The sequence below is a fragment of the Mycolicibacterium sarraceniae genome (assembly GCF_010731875.1).
Taxonomy (GTDB): domain Bacteria; phylum Actinomycetota; class Actinomycetes; order Mycobacteriales; family Mycobacteriaceae; genus Mycobacterium; species Mycobacterium sarraceniae.
In genome coordinates, this window is the sequence record NZ_AP022595.1 from 2,454,716 (window position 1) to 2,474,882 (window position 20,167).

The window sequence follows — 20,167 nt, forward strand, 5'->3', positions numbered from 1 at the left end:
TCAGTCTGTTCTCCAGCATGTGTGTACGGGTAGCTAGATCGCCAGCCAGCGCCAGCCCGCCCGACGTGAGCGTGTTGAGGAATGCGCCGCCGTCCGCTATTGTTGGACGTTGCGCTGGCTCCCTCCTGCCCACCTCAACCTGCACCTGACGCCCGGTCCTTAAGCCTGAGCCCAGTTTTGACCGCTCAGAGACCTACTTGTGTGTCGCGTGCGTCGGGGAAAGGCCGGGCCTTGAGTGGCCAGCCGAACCGATGCAGATATCGCGACCTCGGATTTCCTCCGGACAGTCGCATTAGGTGCTGGAAGGATGCATCTTGGCAGTCTCTAGCCAGAGCAAAACGACTACTACTTCTAACTCCGTTCCCGGAGCACCAAAACGAATTTCCTTCGCCAAGCTGCGCGAGCCTCTCGAGGTACCCGGCCTGCTCGACGTCCAAACGGACTCGTTCGAGTGGCTGATCGGCTCGCCGCGCTGGCGCGCGATCGCTGAGGCGCGTGGTGACGTCAACCCGGTGGGTGGCCTCGAAGAGGTCCTCACCGAGCTGTCGCCGATCGAGGATTTCTCGGGCTCGATGTCGCTGAGCTTCTCCGACCCGCGTTTCGACGAGGTCAAGGCTCCGGTCGACGAGTGCAAAGACAAGGACATGACGTACGCGGCCCCGCTGTTCGTCACGGCCGAGTTCATCAACAACAACACCGGTGAGATCAAGAGCCAGACGGTCTTCATGGGTGACTTCCCGATGATGACCGAGAAGGGCACCTTCATCATCAACGGCACCGAGCGTGTCGTGGTGAGCCAGCTGGTCCGTTCGCCGGGTGTGTACTTCGACGACACCATCGACAAGTCCACCGAGAAGACGCTGCACAGCGTCAAGGTGATCCCCGGCCGCGGTGCGTGGCTGGAGTTCGACGTCGACAAGCGCGACACCGTCGGGGTGCGTATCGATCGCAAGCGCCGCCAGCCGGTCACCGTGCTGCTCAAGGCGCTCGGCTGGACCAACGAGCAGATCCGGGAGCGCTTCGGCTTCTCCGAGATCATGATGTCGACGCTGGAGAAGGACAACACCGCCGGCTCCGATGAGGCGTTGCTGGATATCTACCGCAAGCTGCGTCCGGGCGAGCCGCCGACCAAGGAGTCCGCGCAGACCCTGCTGGAGAACCTGTTCTTCAAGGACAAGCGCTACGACCTGGCCCGGGTGGGCCGCTACAAGGTCAACAAGAAGCTGGGCCTCAACGCGGGCCAGCCGATCACCAGCTCGACGCTGACCGAAGAGGACATCGTCGCGACCATCGAATACCTGGTGCGCCTGCACGAGGGCCAGACCACGATGACCGCCCCCGGTGGCGTCGAGGTCCCGGTTGAGGTCGATGACATCGATCACTTCGGTAACCGTCGTCTGCGTACCGTCGGCGAGCTGATCCAGAACCAGATTCGGGTCGGCCTGTCCCGAATGGAGCGCGTTGTCCGCGAGCGGATGACCACTCAGGACGTCGAGGCGATCACGCCGCAGACCCTGATCAACATCCGTCCCGTCGTGGCGGCGATCAAGGAGTTCTTCGGTACCAGCCAGCTGTCGCAGTTCATGGACCAGAACAACCCGCTGTCGGGTCTGACCCATAAGCGCCGCCTGTCGGCGTTGGGTCCAGGTGGTTTGTCCCGTGAGCGCGCCGGCCTTGAGGTCCGCGACGTGCACTCCAGCCACTACGGCCGGATGTGCCCGATCGAGACCCCTGAAGGTCCCAACATCGGTCTGATCGGTTCGCTGTCGGTGTACGCCCGGGTCAACCCGTTCGGCTTCATCGAGACCCCGTACCGCAAGGTCGTCGATGGTGCGGTCACCGATGAGATCCATTACTTGACTGCCGACGAGGAGGACCGCCACGTCGTGGCGCAGGCCAACTCGCCGACCGATGACAAGGGTCGTTTCACCGAGGACCGCGTTCTGGTCCGTCGTAAGGGTGGCGAGGTCGAGAACGTCACGCCCGCCGAGGTTGACTTCATGGACGTCTCGCCGCGCCAGATGGTGTCGGTCGCGACGGCGATGATCCCGTTCCTCGAGCACGACGACGCCAACCGCGCTCTGATGGGTGCCAACATGCAGCGCCAGGCGGTTCCGCTGGTGCGCAGCGAGGCACCGCTGGTGGGCACCGGTATGGAACTGCGTGCGGCGATCGACGCCGGCGACGTGGTCGTGACCGATAAGGCTGGGGTGGTCGAAGAGGTCTCCGCCGACTACATCACCGTGATGGCCGACGACGGCACCCGGCACACCTACCGGATGCGCAAGTTCGCCCGCTCCAACCACGGCACGTGCGCCAACCAGCGCCCGATCGTGGACGCCGGGCAGCGGGTCGAGTCGGGCCAGGTACTGGCCGACGGGCCGTGCACCGAGAACGGTGAGATGGCGCTGGGCAAGAACCTGCTCGTGGCGATCATGCCGTGGGAAGGCCACAACTACGAGGACGCGATCATCCTCTCGTCACGCCTGGTTGAGGAGGACGTTTTGACGTCCATCCATATCGAGGAGCACGAGATCGATGCCCGCGACACCAAGTTGGGCGCCGAGGAGATCACCCGGGACATCCCGAACGTCTCCGATGAGGTGCTGGCCGATCTCGACGAGCGCGGCATCATTCGCATCGGTGCCGAGGTCCGCGACGGCGACATCCTGGTCGGCAAGGTCACCCCGAAGGGCGAGACCGAGCTGACCCCAGAGGAGCGGCTGCTGCGCGCGATCTTCGGTGAGAAGGCGCGCGAGGTACGAGACACGTCGCTCAAGGTGCCGCACGGTGAGTCCGGCAAGGTCATCGGTATCCGGTTGTTCTCCCGGGAGGACGACGACGAGCTGCCCGCAGGCGTCAACGAACTGGTCCGCGTCTACGTGGCCCAGAAGCGCAAGATCTCCGACGGTGACAAGCTCGCCGGACGCCACGGCAACAAGGGCGTCATCGGCAAGATCCTGGCAGTCGAGGACATGCCGTTCCTGCCGGACGGGACCCCCGTCGACATCATCCTGAACACGCACGGTGTGCCGCGACGGATGAACATCGGTCAGATCTTGGAGACCCACCTCGGGTGGGTGGCCAAGGCCGGCTGGAACATCGAGGGTGCTCCCGAGTGGGCGGCGAACCTGCCCGAGGATCTGCATCGCTCCGAGCCGGACAGCATCGTCTCTACGCCGGTGTTCGACGGGGCCCGCGAAGAGGAGCTGCAGGGTCTGCTGAGCTCGACGCTGCCCAACCGTGACGGTGAAGTTCTGGTCAACGGTGACGGCAAGGCCGTGCTGTACGACGGCCGCAGCGGCGAACCGTTCCCGTACCCGGTGACGGTCGGCTACATGTACATCCTCAAGCTGCACCACTTGGTGGACGACAAGATCCACGCCCGCTCGACTGGTCCGTACTCGATGATCACCCAGCAGCCGCTGGGTGGTAAGGCGCAGTTCGGTGGTCAGCGGTTCGGTGAGATGGAGTGCTGGGCCATGCAGGCCTACGGCGCGGCGTACACGCTGCAGGAGCTCTTGACCATCAAGTCCGACGACACCGTCGGCCGGGTCAAGGTCTACGAGGCGATCGTCAAGGGCGAGAACATCCCCGAGCCGGGTATTCCGGAGTCGTTCAAGGTGCTGCTCAAGGAGCTGCAGTCGCTGTGCTTGAACGTTGAGGTGCTGTCTTCGGACGGCGCGGCAATTGAGATGCGTGACGGTGACGATGAGGACCTGGAGCGCGCTGCCGCGAACCTGGGAATCAACCTGTCGCGCAACGAATCTGCCTCTGTCGAAGATCTTGCCTAATGAGTGTTTCTAGTCCCGAAAGGGGAAAGGGAGTTACGTGCTAGACGTCAACTTCTTCGATGAACTCCGCATCGGTCTCGCGACCGCGGATGACATCCGTACCTGGTCCTTCGGTGAGGTCAAGAAGCCGGAGACCATCAACTACCGCACGCTCAAGCCTGAGAAGGACGGCCTGTTCTGCGAGAAGATCTTCGGACCGACTCGCGACTGGGAGTGCTACTGCGGCAAGTACAAGCGTGTCCGTTTCAAGGGCATCATCTGCGAGCGCTGCGGTGTCGAGGTCACTCGCGCCAAGGTGCGCCGCGAGCGGATGGGCCACATCGAGCTGGCCGCACCGGTCACGCACATCTGGTACTTCAAGGGCGTTCCGTCGCGCTTGGGCTACCTGCTGGATCTGGCGCCGAAGGATCTCGAGAAGATCATCTACTTCGCCGCCTACGTGATCACCGCCGTCGACAACGACATGCGCCACAACGAGCTCTCCACTCTCGAAGCCGAGATGGAGGTCGAGAAGAAGGCTGTCGCCGATCAGCGTGACTCCGATCTGGAGGCCCGCGCCCAGAAGCTCGAGGCCGACCTGGCCGAGCTGGAGGCCGAGGGCGCCAAGTCCGACGTGCGCCGCAAGGTGCGCGACGGCGGCGAGCGCGAGATGCGCCAGCTGCGTGATCGGGCCCAGCGTGAGCTGGACCGCCTCGATGAGATCTGGACGACCTTTACCAAGCTGGCCGTCAAGCAGCTGATCGTCGACGAGAACCTCTACCGCGAGCTGGTCGACCGCTACGGCGAGTACTTCCAGGGCTCGATGGGCGCGGAGTCGATCCAGAAGCTGATCGAGACCTTCGACATCGACGCCGAAGCCGAGAGCCTGCGCGACACCATTCGTAATGGCAAGGGGCAGAAGAAGCTTCGGGCGCTCAAGCGCTTGAAGGTGGTCGCTGCGTTCCAGACCAACCGGAACTCGCCGATGGGCATGGTGCTCGATGCAGTCCCGGTGATCCCGCCGGAGCTGCGCCCGATGGTCCAGCTCGACGGTGGCCGCTTCGCGACCTCCGACCTCAACGATCTGTACCGCCGCGTGATCAACCGCAACAACCGGTTGAAGCGACTGATCGACCTCGGCGCGCCCGAGATCATCGTCAACAACGAGAAGCGCATGCTCCAGGAGTCGGTGGACGCGCTGTTCGACAACGGCCGTCGCGGCCGTCCGGTCACGGGACCGGGCAACCGCCCGCTCAAGTCGCTGTCCGATCTGCTCAAGGGCAAGCAGGGCCGGTTCCGCCAGAACCTGCTCGGCAAGCGTGTCGACTACTCCGGCCGTTCGGTCATCGTGGTCGGCCCGCAGCTCAAGCTGCACCAGTGCGGTCTGCCCAAGCTGATGGCTCTCGAGCTGTTCAAGCCGTTCGTGATGAAGCGTCTGGTCGACCTGAACCACGCGCAGAACATCAAGAGCGCCAAGCGGATGGTGGAGCGTCAGCGTCCCCAGGTGTGGGATGTCCTCGAAGAGGTCATCGCCGAGCACCCGGTGCTGCTGAACCGTGCACCTACGCTGCACCGCCTTGGTATCCAGGCCTTCGAGCCGCAGCTGGTGGAGGGCAAGGCCATCCAGCTGCACCCGCTGGTCTGTGAGGCGTTCAACGCCGACTTCGACGGCGACCAGATGGCAGTTCACCTGCCGCTGAGCGCCGAGGCGCAGGCCGAGGCCCGCATCCTGATGCTGTCGAGCAACAACATCCTGTCACCGGCGTCGGGTAAGCCGCTGGCCATGCCGCGTCTGGACATGGTCACCGGGCTGTTCTTCCTGACTACGCTGATCCCCGGCGCTCAGGGTGAGCATGTCGCGGCCGCCAAGGACGCTCCCGAGTTCGGTGTGTACAGCTCGCCGGCCGAGGCCATCATGGCGCTCGACCGTGGTGCGCTGTCGGTTCGGGCTCAGATCAAGGTGCGCCTGACGCAGCTGCGTCCGCCGCACGAGGTCGAGAACGAACTGTTCGGCGAGAACGGCTGGCGCCCGGGCAATGCCTGGACCGCCGAGACCACTCTGGGCCGGGTGCTCTTCAACGAGCTTCTGCCGCAGGGGTATCCGTTCGTCAATGAGCAGATGCACAAGAAGGTCCAGGCCCGGATCATCAACGATCTGGCCGAGCGCTACCCGATGATCGTCGTCGCGCAGACCGTCGACAAGCTCAAGGACGCCGGTTTTCACTGGGCCACCCGCTCGGGTGTCACGGTCTCGATGGCCGACGTGATCGTGCCGCCGGAGAAACAGGAGATCCTCGAGCGCTACGAGGGCGAAGCCGACGCGATCGAAAAGAAGTATCAGCGTGGTGCTTTGAACAAGCAGGAGCGCAACGACGCTCTCGTCGAGCTCTGGAAGGAAGCCACCGAAGAGGTCGGCCAGGCACTGCGGGCGCACTACCCGTCGGACAACCCGATCATCACGATCGTGGACTCCGGTGCGACGGGTAACTTCACCCAGACCCGGACGCTGGCCGGCATGAAGGGTTTGGTGACCAACCCGAAGGGCGAGTTCATCCCGCGCCCGATCAAGTCCTCGTTCCGTGAGGGCCTGACGGTGCTGGAGTACTTCATCAACACCCACGGTGCCCGAAAGGGCCTGGCGGACACGGCACTTCGTACCGCTGACTCGGGTTACCTGACCCGTCGTCTGGTGGACGTCAGCCAGGACGTCATCGTGCGCGAGCACGACTGCGGCACTGAGCGCGGCATCATCGTCGAGCTCGCCGAGCTGCAGGGTGATGCGCTGATCCGCGATCCGCACGTCGAGACCTCGGCGTACGCCCGCACGCTGGCCGCTGATGCGGTCGACGAAAAGGGCACTGTGATCGTCGTGGCCGGGCACGACCTCGGCGATCCGGCGATCGACGCTCTGCTGGAGGCCGGCATCACCTCGGTCAAGGTTCGCTCGGTGCTCACCTGCACCAGCGGCTCTGGCGTGTGTGCGATGTGCTATGGCCGCTCGATGGCCACCGGCAAGCTGGTGGATATCGGCGAGGCCGTCGGCATCGTGGCCGCGCAGTCCATCGGTGAGCCCGGCACGCAGCTGACCATGCGCACCTTCCACCAGGGTGGTGTTACCGGTGGCGCCGACATCGTCGGTGGTCTGCCCCGCGTGCAGGAGCTGTTCGAGGCGCGTGTTCCGCGGAACCGCGCACCGATCGCCGATGTCGCCGGGCGGGTGCAGCTGGAGGAGACCGAGAAGTTCTACAAGATCACCATCGTTCCCGACGACGGGAGCGAGGAGGTCGTGTACGACAAGCTCTCCAAGCGTCAGCGGTTGAAGGTCTTCAAGCACGACGACGGCAGCGAGCGGTTGCTTGTCAACGGCGACCACGTCGAGGTGGGCCAGCAGCTCCTTGAGGGCTCGGCCGACCCCCACGAGGTGCTCCGTATCGAGGGCCCGCGCAAGGTGCAGATCCACCTCGTTAAAGAGGTCCAGGAGGTGTACCGGGCGCAGGGTGTGTCGATCCACGACAAGCACATTGAGGTCATCGTTCGGCAGATGCTGCGTCGCGTCACGATCATCGATTCGGGCGCAACGGAGTTCCTGCCCGGCTCCCTGACCGAGCGTGGCGAGTTCGAGTCGGAGAACCGCCGAGCCGTTGCCGAGGGTGCAGAGCCCGCGGCAGGCCGTCCGGTGCTGATGGGTATCACCAAGGCATCGCTGGCCACCGATTCGTGGCTGTCGGCGGCGTCGTTCCAGGAGACCACTCGAGTGCTGACCGATGCGGCGATCAACTGTCGCAGCGACAGGCTGAATGGTCTGAAAGAGAACGTGATCATCGGCAAGCTGATCCCGGCCGGTACCGGTATCAGCCGCTACCGCAACATCCAGGTGCAGCCGACCGAAGAGGCCCGGGCCGCGGCGTACACGATCCCGTCCTACGAGGATCAGTACTACAGCCCCGATTTCGGCCAGGCCACCGGCGCTGCGGTGCCGCTGGACGATTACGGCTACAGCGATTACCGCTGATATGTAAGCGGTTTCGTCAAGAGGCAAGTAGAAAGCCGCCCCGGTTTGATGCCGGGGCGGCTTTCGTCTGATCGGGGCCGGTTGGGTCACGCAAGATGATGGTTCGACGCGACCGGTGGCCGCTCTTCAGGGGCGGGCGTCAGTCCAGAGTTCGATGAATGCTGTTGTGGCTCATGGCTTTACCGCCGACACCGTTCGCGCCGCCGAAGCTCCCACTGGTGCGCGGACGCCGGTGCCTGGCACGGCCGCGATCCTTTGAGTGCGGGGTCGACTTTTGCTTGGCGGCCCGTGTGGTCGGCGCGCGCTGCCTGTTGGTGGCTGCCGGGGCGTCGGTGATCGCGGCCCGTAGCTGAGACTAAATGTCCACGACGAGTACTGGCCCCTGCCGGCTGGGTCTGCAGTGCCGTTCGGCTGTGATGGCGAGTAGTTACTGCTGCTCAAAAACCATGCGGTGGCCCAGTTGGAGGGCGCGTCTGTAGGGCGGCACCCGGATTGTGAGCGCACTATGAGTTTTTCCTGTGGCGCGTTCAAATCTTTTTGAGGAATTTGGCGGGTATTGCGGAGAGCTCTGAGTTAGGCTGCTACCTGACTACTAGGGGGTCCCGCATGGCCGGCCGTCGTTCTGAACGTCTGCGCCGTGAGGTCTAATATCTGTAGTTACACAGTCGTGCATCACTGGTTGTTCATCACTGAGAGATAGGTAGCGGAATTCATGGGTCAACATCGGGCAGTGCGCAAGACGGACGTTGGTTCGTCTGTGTATGTGGGTCGGGTCGGTGCGTTGGCGGTGGCACTCGGTATTGGTGCCGCGGTCGCGTGGATGCCTGCGACGGCGTACGCGGACACGACGGGTTCGGCGGGCTCGGCGGGTTCGGGTGGGGGGGCAAGTTCGTCAAGCGATGGATCCTCGTCGTCTTCTCACAGCAGGTCGTCAAAGAAGCCCGCGACCAGCAGCCCCTCGGCGGCGTCAGATCAAGGTACGTCGGGTACGGCCAAGTCGGGTTCGGCGAGCAAGGGGTCGGCAGCCGCTGGTCGTGGGACTTCGTCGCCAAAATCCGGCGCGGCGTCGGATGTTTCGGACTCCGGCAGTGCCGTTGAGTCTCAGAAGAGTGGATCGCCATCAGTCAGCGCGGCTGCGACAGTCACCGGTGATGAGACTGTCAGCACTACCGCAGCAGTCGTGACGATCCCGCAGGCTCACACGCTGGGTGCGAACTTTGTGATCGGTATCGGTTCGCTGTGGCTGATCGGCAATGGCACGGCGACCCACGCGAATGCCGGCATTTTGGCTGGTAATGGCTACAGCTGGACCGCGGCGACCTGCGCTACCACCTGCAACGGTGGTAGCGCCGGTCTGATTGGTAGCGGTGGCGCCGGTTGGGGCGGCGGCAACGGCGGTCGTGGCGGTGCGCTCCTCGGTAATGGTGGTGCCGGTGGCGCGGGCATTGCCGCGACCACGGCGGGTACGGCGGGCGGCAAGGGTGGCAACGGTGGTAGCGCCGGCGTCTTCTCGCTGGGTGGCCACGGTGGCGCTGGTGGCGCTGGTGGTGCGGGCGCGAACGGCCTTGCTGGCACGAGCGCGACTCCCAACGGTGGTACCGGTGGGGTTGGTGGTGCCGGCGGTAACGGTGGTAACGGCAGCCGGCTGCTGGGCACCGCAGGTGCCGGTGGCCAGGGTGGCCTTGGTGGACAGGGCGGCTCGGGCGCTGACGGCGCTAATGGCGCTAATGGCGCTAACGCTACCCCGACGGCCATCGCCCAGAACGGCGGCGACGGCCTCGATGGCGGCATCGGCGGCACGGGCGGCGCTGGTGGTGTTGGTGGTAATGGCGGTACGGCGGCGAGCCTGCTGTTTTTGGTGACTTCGACCGGTGTTGCCGGTGCTGGCGGTAACGGCGGCAAGGGCGGTAACGCAGGCAAGGCCGGTAACGGTGGTGCCGGTGGTAACGGCGTTGAGGGCAACCCGAACGGCGGCACCGGTGGTAACGGCGGTGAACGCGGCACGGCGGGCAACGGTGGTGCCGGTGGCGGCCTCCGGCAGCGGCACCCCGACCCCCGGCACGGGCGGCGCAGCCGGTAATGCTGCGACCGGTACCGGTAACGGTGGCGTTGGTGGCGCTGGCTGGAGCAGTGATGATCCCTCGGTGGCCGGCGGGAATGGTGGCAACGGCGGTAACGCCGGCTCCTATGGTGATGGCGGTGCCGGTGGTAAGGGCGGCCGCGGCGCTGACGGTGCCACGGGTGGTATTGGCCAGACCGGCGGTACCGGTGGCAACGGTGGACGTGGCGGTAACGGTGGTGCAGGCGGAGCCGTGTCCGGCAACGACGGCGTCGGTGGCGTCGGCGGCGACGGTGGTACCGGTGGTACCGGTGGACATGGTCTGAATGCGGTTTTGCCCGGTGGTACTGGTGGCAACGCTGGTGACGGTGGGCAGGGCGGTAACGGTGGTCTGGGCGGTACCGGCCTGGGCGGGTCTGCTGCTTCCGGCAACGGCGGTGATGGCGGTGACGGCGGTGTCGGTGGCACCGGCGCGAAGGGTGCCGATGGTGTCGCAGGCGTGCTCAATGGCATAGGCGCTGCCGGCGGTGGCGGCGGTGACGGCGGTAACGGTGGTCTGGGTGGCTCGGGTGCCACCGCTGGTATCCGCGGTAACGGTGGTGCCGGCGGTGTCGGCGGCATCGGCGGTACCGGCGTGGCTGGTGACGCCTCGGTGACCGGCTACGATCCCGGCACCGGTGGTGCCGGTGGTGTCGGCGGCGACGGCGGCCTTGGCACTGTCCGTGGTGACGGTGGCGCTGGTGGCGCTGGTGGCCAGGGCGGTGCCGGCGACGCTGTGTCGAGCTTCGTCCAGGAGGGTGGCACTGGTGGTATCGGTGGCCTCGGCGGTAACGGTGCCCACGGTGGCGCTGGTGGTGCTGGTGGCCAGGGCGGCACCGGCGGTGTGTTCGATAACAGCGTCGGCGGTGTCGCTATCGGTGGTGCCGGCGGTGCGGGTGGCGCTGGCTATACGCCGACCGGCACGACCGGCGGCTTCGGCGGCGGTGGCGGTGGTGGTGGCGGTGGTGCCGCTGTCAGGGAATCCAATGGCGGCGTGATCCTGACCAGCACCGCAACTGGCGGCCAGGGTGGCCAGGGTGGTGCTGGTACGGCCACGGGCAACGGCAGCTCCGGCGGTACCGGTGGAAACGGCGGGCTTATTGTCGACGGCGCTAACTCCGCGATCGTCGGTGGCACTGCGACCGGTGGCGCCGGAGGTGCGGGCGCTGCCGGCGTCGGCACCGGCACGGGCGGTGACGGTGGGGACGGCGTTCTTCTGGCGCTGGCGGCTTCGACCATCAAAAACAGCACGGCCACTGGTGGTGCCGGTGGCGCGCAGAGCGGTGTCACCGATGCCGGCGACGGTGGTGACGGCGGGATTAGCGCCCTGGGCGGTGTCACCGTCTCCACGAGCACGGTGACCGGCGGTAAGGGCAGTGCGGGTGCTGATGGCGGCGGCGCCTTTATCAACGCGACTGACTCGAGCTCGAGTGTGACCAATACCGATGTGACCGGCGGCGATGCCGGTATCCGGGGTGACGGCGGCGACGGCTTAGTCTCCGTCGCCAATGGCGGCACGGTCACTTTCAGCGATGCCAATGGCGGTGACGGCGGCGATTACGGCAACGGCGGCTCCGGCATCATCAACGCGGATGGTGTCGACAGCAGCGTCTTTACCAGCGTCTCGAACGGTGGTGCCGGTGGTGCCGGTAGTGGTGCCGCGGTGGGCGGCGACTCGGCGATCGACTCGGAGGGCGGCGGCAAGGTCTCCTTCAGCGATTCCACTGGTGGCGATGGCAGTGCCACCGGCGACGGTGCGGGCGGCAAGTCGGACATCACGGTCAGGGATGTCGGTAGCACCGTGACGCGCGGTCATGCCTTCGGTGGTGACGCCGGTGTCGATGGCAATGGTGGTGCGGCGCACATCCTGGCCGAGTTCTACCAAACGAATGAACCGCCCGCCGGTGGCAGCATCACCGACAGCACAGCGACCGGTGGTGCCGGTGGCCTGACCAGCAGCGCCTACGGTGGTGACGCCACGATCGAGGCCTACGACGTGTCGAGCATCTCCGGCAGCACCTCCACCGGTGGTGCCGGCGCGACCAGCGGAACGGGCGGTCACGGTGGCAACGCCGACATCTCCTCCTCGTTCGGCTCGACCCCGACTGCCAGTACAGGCTCGAGCGTGACTGCCAGTACAGCTGTTGGCGGTAATGGCGGCTCGGGCGGGGGTGCCGATGGTGGCTTTGCCATGGTCACGGCCTCGGTCAGCTCCACCATGACCGGTGGCACCGCGACCGCGGGTAATGGCGGCTCGGGTGACCTATCCTACGGTGGCGATGCCACCGTATCGGCCTCCCACTTCGGCAGCATCTCCACCAGCTCGGCGACCGGCGGTAATGGCGGTTCGGGCGAGAATGCCAATGGTGGCCTCGGCTACGTGTGGACCCAGTACGGCGTCGACGACGCCAACCTGACCACCGTTTCCGGTAGCAGCGCGACCGGTGGTAACGGCGGTTCGGGTCTCGCAGCCTACGGCGGCAAGGGCGAGCTCTACGCCACGGGCGACGTCGCCAGCACGGCTAGCGTCTCCGGCAGCCAAGCACACGGCGGTAACGGCGGCGCGGGTGGCGGAACCTACGGCGGTCTAGGCACTGTCGGGGCCACCGGCACCACCACCTTCCCTGGCACCGTCACCACCCCTGGCAACAGCGCCATCACTGGCAGCAGCGCAACCGGCGGTAACGGCGGTGGCATCGGTGGCGGTCACGGCGGTAACGCCACCACCTCCGCTAAGCAGGGCTCCACCGTTGTGACCGGCAAGGCGTACGGCGGTAACGGTGGTACCGGCGATGTCACCGGCGGCGTCGGTGGTGTCGGCGGCGACGCCAACGTGCTGGCTTACTACCGTGGCAGCGTCACGGACGGCACTGCTAACGGCGGTGTCGGCGGCAACGGCACCAACGGTGGTGTCGGTGGTGGCGGTGGTTTCGCGGAGGTCAGCGCCGGAAACACCCAAGTAGGCATCGACAACACCTACAACGGTGGATCGGCGACGGGTACCGCGACCGGTGGTGCCGGCGGTACCGGCACCGGCGGTGAGACCTCGGTTGCCGGTAACGGCGGCAAGGCTCTGATTCAGTCGGGTTACTACACTGTCAGTGGCGGCAGTGTCGTCGGTGGCCCGGGCGGAGCCATTGGTGTCGGCAGCACAGCGATCGGTGGTCGCGGTGGCGACAGCGTCGACGCGGCAGCCGGCGGTGACGGTGGCGAGGCTAACATTCGTGCCGCTACCAACGGCACCGCAGGTGGCGCCGCCACCGGCGGTGCCGGTGGCGCTGGTGGTACGGATGTCACGAACACCCTCGGTGTCGCACTGGGCGGGGTCGGTGGTGACGGTGGCGTCGCCTCGATCAACGCGTCCGCTGTTACCTCGACCGGTCTCATTGCGACCGGCGGCGCGGGTGGTGCCGGTGGTGACGGTGGCTACTATGTCAGCGTCGTTTTGCCAGGGACCGGCGGTGCCGGCGGTGATGGTGGATCGGCAACGGCCACCAACGCAGCCGCGAATGTCGTCCTGCACGCTGGCGATGCCGGTGCCGGTTCCCCGGGCGGTCTCAACGGGTCCATCGGTGTCCCCGGTGTCGACGGCACGCCTGCTACGGCACCGTAGTCCGGTCGCCTAACAATTCAGCACGCGAAGCTCCCCCGTCCTCTGGGCGGGGGAGCTTCCTGCTGGTGATGCGTCGTTAAGCTGCCAGGTGGATGGGGACGAGGTCCTCGATCTATGGAGGTAAGAATGAGCGGCAACGCTGGACCCGAGGGCACGGCAGCGGGCCCGTACCCGGCCGGTCATCAGCCGGTGCCGGCGCGCGACATCGGGCGGCTGCTGCTCCGTTGTGACGACCGGCCGGGGCTCGTCGCCGCGGTGACTACATTTCTGGCGGCTGCTGGTGCCAACGTGATCTCGCTGGATCAGCACTCCACACGGCAAAGCGGTGGAACGTTCATGCAGCGCACCATCTTTCACCTCCCTGGACTGAGCGCCGCCATCGATGCCTTACAGTGCGACTTTGCCGACAACGTTGCATCGCCGTTCGGTATGGACTTCCGTCTCTCGGAGGCTGCCAAGCCTAAGCGAGTCGCCATCCTGGCCTCCAAAGAAGACCACTGCCTGCTGGATCTGTTGTGGCGCAACCGCCGTGGAGAACTCGACCTGTCGGTGGTGATGGTGATCGCCAATCATCCCGATCTCGCCGACCAGGTGCGCCCGTTCGGGGTGCCGTTCATCCACGTCCCGGCGCGCAAGGAGATTCGGGGAGAAGCCGAGCAACGCATGCTCGACTTACTGCGCGGCAACGTCGACCTGGTGGTGCTGGCCCGCTATATGCAAATCGTGACGCCGGATTTCATTGATGAGGTGGGTTGTCCGCTGATCAACATTCACCATTCGTTTCTCCCGGCGTTCATCGGTGCTGCGCCCTATCGCCGGGCCAAAGAACGCGGGTGAAGCTGGTTGGTGCCACCGCGCATTATGTGACCGAGGACCTCGATGAGGGGCCCATCATCGAGCAGGATGTGGTGCGCGTCGATCACCGCCACCGTGTGGACGACCTGGTGCGCCTCGGCGCCGACGTGGAGCGCGCGGTGCTCTCCCGGGCAGTGCAGTGGCATTGCGAAGACCGCGTTATTCGGTACGGGAATCAGACGGTCTGCTTCTGAACGGTCCGGACACCTAGACTTGACCCCGCGCTGATCGGTTCTGTCCACGGCGACGATCCGCTGGCAGCCGCCGCGGCAGACGGTGCCGAGGTGTCGCAGTTCTTCCTCGGCAACCCGCGGCCATCCGGCCCGACGCGGCGACCCAGCTCAACGCCTTCTGGCGCACCGCCGACCCATGTCCGGAGCGGGTGACAACGGTGGACGGACATGTGACGACGTCGATAGCTACCTGCCCCGGGCGCAACGTCGAGCTGATCACCGTGGCCGGTGGCGCGCACGACTGGCCATGGTTCGCGACGCAGCAGATCTGGGACCTCTTCGCCGCGCAGTCGGGCTGGGTCAGGCTTAGGTCAGATACACCTTTCGTAGCGTCTCGGTCACCGTCCACACCGTTGTGGTCCCCTCCGCGAGGCGCACCACATCACCGGCGCCGAGGGTGAGCGTCGGACTGCCGTCGTCGAACTCGACGGTGGCCGCTCCACAGAGCACCACGAACAACTCGTCAGCCTCCACATCCCGCATCACTCCGGGCGTCATCTCCCACACCCCGACCTGCAGCCCGCCGAACTCACCGAGTTCGGCAACCCCGGTGTGGGGATCGCCGGTGACGGCCTGGTCGGCGGGTGCCGGCTCGTGCTCAAGCCACAAGGTGGCGGCGTGGACCTCAGAGTTCGACTTCACCGTAACCAGCGTGCCATATTACCCATCTTGTGCAGTTGTCGGAAAAATGTAACAGTAGGTGCCATGTCGGATACGCATGTCGTCACCAACCAGGTTCCACCGCTGGTGGACCACAACCCGGCGAGTTCACCGGTGCTGATCGAGGCTCTCATCCGAGAGGGTGGCCAATGGGGCGTCGACGAGGTCACCGAAGTTGGCGCGCTGTCGGGCAGCGTCCAGGCTCAGCGTTGGGGTGACCTGGCGGATCGGAATCAGCCGATCCTGCACACCCACGACCGGTATGGTTACCGGATCGACGAGATCGAGTACGACCCGGCTTATCACGAGCTGATGCGCACGGCGATCGCCCACGGTTTGCACGCCGCCCCGTGGGCCGACGATCGGCCAGGCACCCACGTGGTGCGCGCGGCGAAGATGGGCGTGTGGACTCCCGAGCCCGGTCACGTTTGTCCGATCTCGATGACGTATGCCGTCGTCCCCGCGCTGCGCCACAACCCTGAGCTCGCCACGGTTTACGAGCCGCTGTTGACCAGCCGACTCTACGACCCCGCATTGACGATGCCCGCCACCAAAGTCGGCATCACCGCTGGCATGTCGATGACCGAGAAGCAGGGCGGCTCCGACGTCCGGGCCGGTACCACCCAAGCCGTCCCCAACGGGGACGGCAGCTACACCATCACCGGGCACAAGTGGTTCACGTCCGCGGCGATGAGCGATATCTTCCTGGTCTTGGCGCAGGCGCCCGGCGGGCTGAGCTGTTTCATGCTGCCGCGGGTCCTGCCCGACGGCACGCGCAACCGAATGTTCTTGCAGCGCTTGAAGGACAAGCTGGGCAACCACGCCAACGCCTCCAGTGAGGTCGAATACGACGGTGCCATCGCATGGCTGGTGGGCGAGGAGGGCCGTGGGGTGCCCACCATCATCGAGATGGTCAACCTCACCCGCCTGGACTGCACCCTCGGCAGCGCCACCAGCATGCGCAGCGGACTGGCCCGCGCCGTGCATCACGCGCAGCATCGAAAGGCGTTCGGCGCCTACCTGATCGACCAGCCGCTGATGCGTAACGTGCTGGCCGACCTCGCCGTCGAAGCCGAGGCCGCCACTGTTATCGCGATGCGGATGGCGGGGGCCACCGATGCCGCCGTCCGTGGTGACGAACGGGAGACACTGCTGCGCCGCATCGGCCTGGCCGCCGCCAAGTATTGGGTGTGTAAGCGGGCAACCCCACATGCCGGCGAGGCGATGGAATGTCTGGGCGGCAACGGCTATGCCGAGGAGTCCGGTATGCCGCGGCTCTACCGTGAGGCGCCGCTGATGGGCATCTGGGAAGGCTCGGGCAATGTCAGTGCGCTGGACACGTTGCGCGCCATGGCAACCCGGCCCGAATGTGTCGATGTCCTGTTCGACGAACTCGCCACCAGCTCCGGCCGAGACGTTCGACTCGACAGTCACGTCGCCGAGTTGCGGGCCGAGTTGGGGGATTTCGAGGCCATCGAGTACCGGGCGCGCAAGGTCACCGAGGACATCGCGTTGGCGCTGCAGGGTTCCCTGCTTGTTCGCCACGGCCACCCCGCGGTCGCCGAGGCGTTCCTGGCCACCCGGATGGGCGGTAACTGGGGCGGTGCGTTCGGCACGCTGCCGGCCGGGCTCGATCTCGCCCCGATCCTCGAGCGCTGCCTGGTCAAGGGATGACCGAACTCACGACGATGACCTATGAGGTCACCGATCGAGTCGCCCGCATCACCTTCAATCGGCCGGATAAGGGCAACGCTATCGTCGCCGACACTCCGCTGGAGTTGGCGGCACTGGTCGAACGCGCCGACCTGGATCCGAAGGTGCACGTGATCCTGGTGTCGGGGCGCGGTGAGGGGTTCTGTGCTGGGTTCGACCTCGGTGCCTACGCCGACGGCTCGTCCTCGGCAGGCGGTGGCGATCGGCAGGGCAGCGTGCTCGACGGTAAGACGCAGGCGGTCAACCACCGGCCGGACCGGCCGTGGGACCCGATGACCGACTACCAGATGATGAGCCGGTTTGTGCGTGGCTTCTCCAGTCTGATGCACGCCGACAAGCCGACGGTGGTCAAGATCCACGGCTACTGCGTGGCCGGCGGCACCGATATCGCGCTGCACGCCGATCAGGTGATCGCCGCGGCCGACGCCAAGATCGGTTACCCGCCCACCCGCGTGTGGGGGGTTCCGGCTGCGGGCCTGTGGGCGCACCGCCTTGGCGATCAGCGGGCCAAACGCCTTCTGCTGACTGGGGATTGCATTACCGGTGCGCAAGCCGCCGAGTGGGGTTTGGCGATCGAGGCACCCGAACCGGCCGATCTCGACGAGCGGACCGAGCGGCTCGTCGAGCGCATCGCGGCCGTGCCGGTCAACCAGCTGATCATGGTGAAGTTGGCCATGAACACCGCGCTATACCAGCAGGGTGTGGGGACCAGTCGCATGGTCAGCACCGTGTTCGACGGTATCGCCCGGCACACTCCGGAGGGGCACGCGTTTGTGGCTGACGCTCGCGCGCAGGGGTTCCGGGAGGCGGTACGTCATCGCGACGAACCGTTCGGTGACTACGGGCGCCGCGCGTCGGGGGTGTGAGCGTGCCGCAATCGCTGGCCAAGATGACCGCCCGTTCGGTGGTGCTCAGCGTCTTGCTCGGTGCACATCCGGCGTGGGCGACCTCGGCGGAATTATTGCGACTGACATCGGATTTCGGCATCCGCGAACAAACCGTGCGGGTGGCGCTGACCCGGATGGTCGCCGCCGGCGACCTGGTGCGCTCAGACGACGGCTACCGGCTCTCCGACCGGCTGCTCAACCGCCAGCGCCGTCAGGACGGCGCTCTCTACCCGCGCACCCGTGACTGGGACGGCAGTTGGATCACCGTGGTCGTCACCGCAGTCGGCATGGATGCCCGGACGCGCGCTACACTGCGAAACACGTTGCAGATCAAGCGATTCGGTGAACTGAGGGAGGGTGTCTGGCTGCGGCCGGACAATCTCGACGACGAGTTGCCCGCCGAAGTCGCCAACCGGGGACGGGTGCTGCGCGCCCGCGACGCCGATCCGGTCGAGCTGACCCAGGTCTTATGGGATCTCGCCGGATGGGTGAGTACCGGTGATCGGCTGCTGGACGATATGGCCGCGGCCCGCGACGTTCCGGGACGGTTCCGCGCGGCCGCGGGCATGGTGCGACATCTGCTCACCGATCAGGTGCTGCCCACGGAACTGCTGCCGGTGCACTGGCCAGGGACCGAGCTTCGAAAGGCTTACGCAGACTTCGCCGCGGAACTGGGTGCGCGGCGGGATGAGGAACGACTGGTGGAGGCGAAATGACGGTACGGGTAGAGAAGAGCGGACCCGTGACGACGGTGATCCTGGACCGCCCCCAGGCGCGCAATGCCGTCGACGGCCCCACCGCCATGGCGCTGTTCCACGCCTTCGAGGAATTCGACCAGGACGAGTCGGCATCGGTGGCCGTGCTCTGGGGTGATCACGGAACCTTCTGCGCCGGAGCCGATCTCAAGGCGATTGGCACGCCCGACTCCAACCCCACCCATCGAAGTGGCCCCGGGCCGATGGGGCCCAGCCGCATGGTGTTGTCCAAGCCCGTGATCGCCGCGGTCAGCGGCTACGCGGTGGCCGGCGGCCTTGAGCTGGCGTTGTGGTGTGACCTGCGGGTCGCCGAGCAAGACGCGGTGTTCGGGGTCTTCTGTCGCCGGTGGGGGGTTCCGCTGATCGACGGCGGCACGGTGCGACTACCCCGGCTCATCGGGCACAGCCGGGCGATGGACCTGATTCTGACCGGCCGCGCCGTCGACGCCGACGAGGCGCTCGCGATCGGCCTGGCCAGCCGGGTGGTGCCCACCGGGCAGGCCCGCCAGGCCGCCGAGGACTTGGCGGCCGAGCTGGCCCAACTACCGCAGCTGTGTCTGCGTTCGGATCGCCTGTCGATGCTCAACCAATGGGGGCAATCCGAAGCCGAGGCCATGGACTTCGAGTTCGCCAGCCTGTCGCGGGTGGCCGCCGAGGCATTGGCTGGGGCACAACGATTCGCCAAGGGCGCCGGTCGACACGGTGCCGCCAACTGAACTCTGAAGCGCTTCGCCTGGCCCAGGGCCGCGGTGACGACATCCGGGTCATCGACGCCGACGACATGGTCTTTGGCACACTCGACTTCGGGGGTCTGACGGCCGACGTGTGTCACTTGTCCTACGGGACAGACTGTCCTGCGGCACAGACTTCCGTCACTGGCGCCCACAGATGTTCCGTCATGGTCTGCCATGGCACCACGTGGGCGTCGTTCATGAGTATGCAGCCTGCTCCAGCTCACATCTTGTTGAGCGTGTTGCCCGACCCGAGGTTGTTGACCTTCGGGTCGCCCGTGTAGCTGATGGTGTTGTTGAGGCCGACGACAGAGAGTTCCTTGTCGATCTGGTTGAACGTGATCTTGTTGTCGGCGCCGCCGATGTTCACCGAGGCGCACGAGCCCTTGACCGTCAGGGTGTTGTTCGAGCCCCCGACGTTGAGTGACTTGCCGTCGGCGCAGTCGATCTCCGCGGTGGTGCCGAACGAGCCGTAGTTGATGGTGTTACCCACCTCTACCTGGGCTCCCGACTCGCCGGCCGTAGCCGTGGGGGACTTGGAGTCCGTACTGGTGGATCCGCAGCCGGCCAGGGCAAGGGCAGCAAGAACGCCGACGCCGGCGATGAGGGTCGGGGAGTGCATCAGTATTTCCTTAGGGGAGGGTTCGCCGCACTTGTACGAGACCGTCTGATCCCAGCCGTACACCGTGATGTCATTGACGACGTTATCCGCCATGACCGTGTTCGACGACCTCTGGGTGGTCACCGATGTGCGTCTGTTTCCATCCAACCCGAGTTGGAGCCCGCGCGGTGGTACCTCGGTCAACTAGAGTTCTTCGTCGATCACCATTGAAGGGC

11 protein-coding genes and 2 pseudogenes are annotated in these 20,167 nt (G+C 66.0%); 11 read left to right on the forward strand and 2 right to left on the reverse strand.

What is annotated here, in order from left to right:
- The first annotated feature begins 296 nt into the window (after positions 1–296).
- The 7 genes and pseudogenes from rpoB to G6N13_RS25105 all read left to right on the forward strand — a co-directional run.
- A complete protein-coding gene (rpoB, locus tag G6N13_RS12305) occupies positions 297–3,794 on the forward strand; it encodes a DNA-directed RNA polymerase subunit beta (protein WP_179964980.1) in 3,498 nt (1,165 codons plus the stop codon).
- A gap of 37 nt (positions 3,795–3,831) precedes the next feature.
- On the forward strand, positions 3,832–7,785 hold the full coding sequence (locus tag G6N13_RS12310; protein WP_163697353.1) for a DNA-directed RNA polymerase subunit beta': 3,954 nt from the start codon (positions 3,832–3,834) through the stop codon (positions 7,783–7,785).
- A gap of 816 nt (positions 7,786–8,601) precedes the next feature.
- Entirely contained in the window at positions 8,602–8,883 is a 282-nt protein-coding gene (locus G6N13_RS12315; RefSeq protein WP_163694436.1) for a hypothetical protein, read from the forward strand.
- Positions 8,884–8,965: 82 nt separating this feature from the next.
- On the forward strand, positions 8,966–9,865 hold the full coding sequence (locus tag G6N13_RS12320; RefSeq protein ID WP_163697355.1) for a hypothetical protein: 900 nt from the start codon (positions 8,966–8,968) through the stop codon (positions 9,863–9,865).
- Positions 9,777–13,496 (forward strand): beta strand repeat-containing protein, encoded by a 3,720-nt coding sequence (locus tag G6N13_RS25700; RefSeq protein ID WP_163697356.1) that lies wholly within the window; start codon positions 9,777–9,779, stop codon positions 13,494–13,496. The genes G6N13_RS12320 and G6N13_RS25700 overlap by 89 nt, the downstream gene beginning before the upstream one ends.
- Before the next feature lie 126 nt (positions 13,497–13,622).
- Positions 13,623–14,545, forward strand: a pseudogene (purU, locus tag G6N13_RS12330) (formyltetrahydrofolate deformylase).
- Positions 14,546–14,575: 30 nt separating this feature from the next.
- Positions 14,576–14,665: pseudogene (locus G6N13_RS25105) on the forward strand (deoxyribonuclease IV); the annotation flags it as partial.
- A gap of 225 nt (positions 14,666–14,890) precedes the next feature.
- Here the strand turns inward: G6N13_RS25105 and G6N13_RS12340 are convergent.
- Entirely contained in the window at positions 14,891–15,226 is a 336-nt protein-coding gene (locus tag G6N13_RS12340; RefSeq protein ID WP_163697359.1) for a cupin domain-containing protein, read from the reverse strand.
- 63 nt (positions 15,227–15,289) lie between these two features.
- Between G6N13_RS12340 and G6N13_RS12345 the strand changes: the two genes are divergently transcribed.
- The 4 genes from G6N13_RS12345 to G6N13_RS12360 are packed head-to-tail and all read left to right on the forward strand — an operon-like array spanning position 15,290 to position 19,315.
- Entirely contained in the window at positions 15,290–16,918 is a 1,629-nt protein-coding gene (locus tag G6N13_RS12345) for an acyl-CoA dehydrogenase family protein (protein ID WP_163697361.1), read from the forward strand.
- Positions 16,915–17,823, forward strand: coding sequence for a crotonase/enoyl-CoA hydratase family protein (locus tag G6N13_RS12350; protein WP_163697363.1), 909 nt, complete (start codon positions 16,915–16,917; stop codon positions 17,821–17,823). Before G6N13_RS12345 ends, G6N13_RS12350 begins: the two co-directional genes overlap by 4 nt.
- Before the next feature lie 23 nt (positions 17,824–17,846).
- Positions 17,847–18,560 (forward strand): PaaX family transcriptional regulator C-terminal domain-containing protein, encoded by a 714-nt coding sequence (locus G6N13_RS12355; protein ID WP_163702060.1) that lies wholly within the window; start codon positions 17,847–17,849, stop codon positions 18,558–18,560.
- Positions 18,557–19,315, forward strand: coding sequence for a crotonase/enoyl-CoA hydratase family protein (locus G6N13_RS12360; protein WP_163697365.1), 759 nt, complete (start codon positions 18,557–18,559; stop codon positions 19,313–19,315). The genes G6N13_RS12355 and G6N13_RS12360 overlap by 4 nt, the downstream gene beginning before the upstream one ends.
- Before the next feature lie 238 nt (positions 19,316–19,553).
- On the opposite strand, the gene G6N13_RS12365 is transcribed toward G6N13_RS12360, so the two are convergent.
- Complete coding sequence (locus G6N13_RS12365) at positions 19,554–20,045, reverse strand: DUF3060 domain-containing protein (protein WP_163697367.1); 492 nt, start codon at positions 20,043–20,045, stop codon at positions 19,554–19,556.
- Positions 20,046–20,167 lie beyond the last annotated feature (122 nt).

Coding starts and splice junctions, on each gene's coding strand:
- G6N13_RS12345 (WP_163697361.1), top strand. CDS start 15,290: ATGTCGGATACGCATGTCGTCACCAACCAGGTTCCACCGCTGGTGGAC.
- G6N13_RS12350 (WP_163697363.1), top strand. CDS start 16,915: ATGACCGAACTCACGACGATGACCTATGAGGTCACCGATCGAGTCGCC.
- G6N13_RS12355 (WP_163702060.1), top strand. CDS start 17,847: ATGACCGCCCGTTCGGTGGTGCTCAGCGTCTTGCTCGGTGCACATCCG.
- G6N13_RS12360 (WP_163697365.1), top strand. CDS start 18,557: ATGACGGTACGGGTAGAGAAGAGCGGACCCGTGACGACGGTGATCCTG.
- G6N13_RS12365 (WP_163697367.1), bottom strand. CDS start 20,045: ATGGCGGATAACGTCGTCAATGACATCACGGTGTACGGCTGGGATCAG.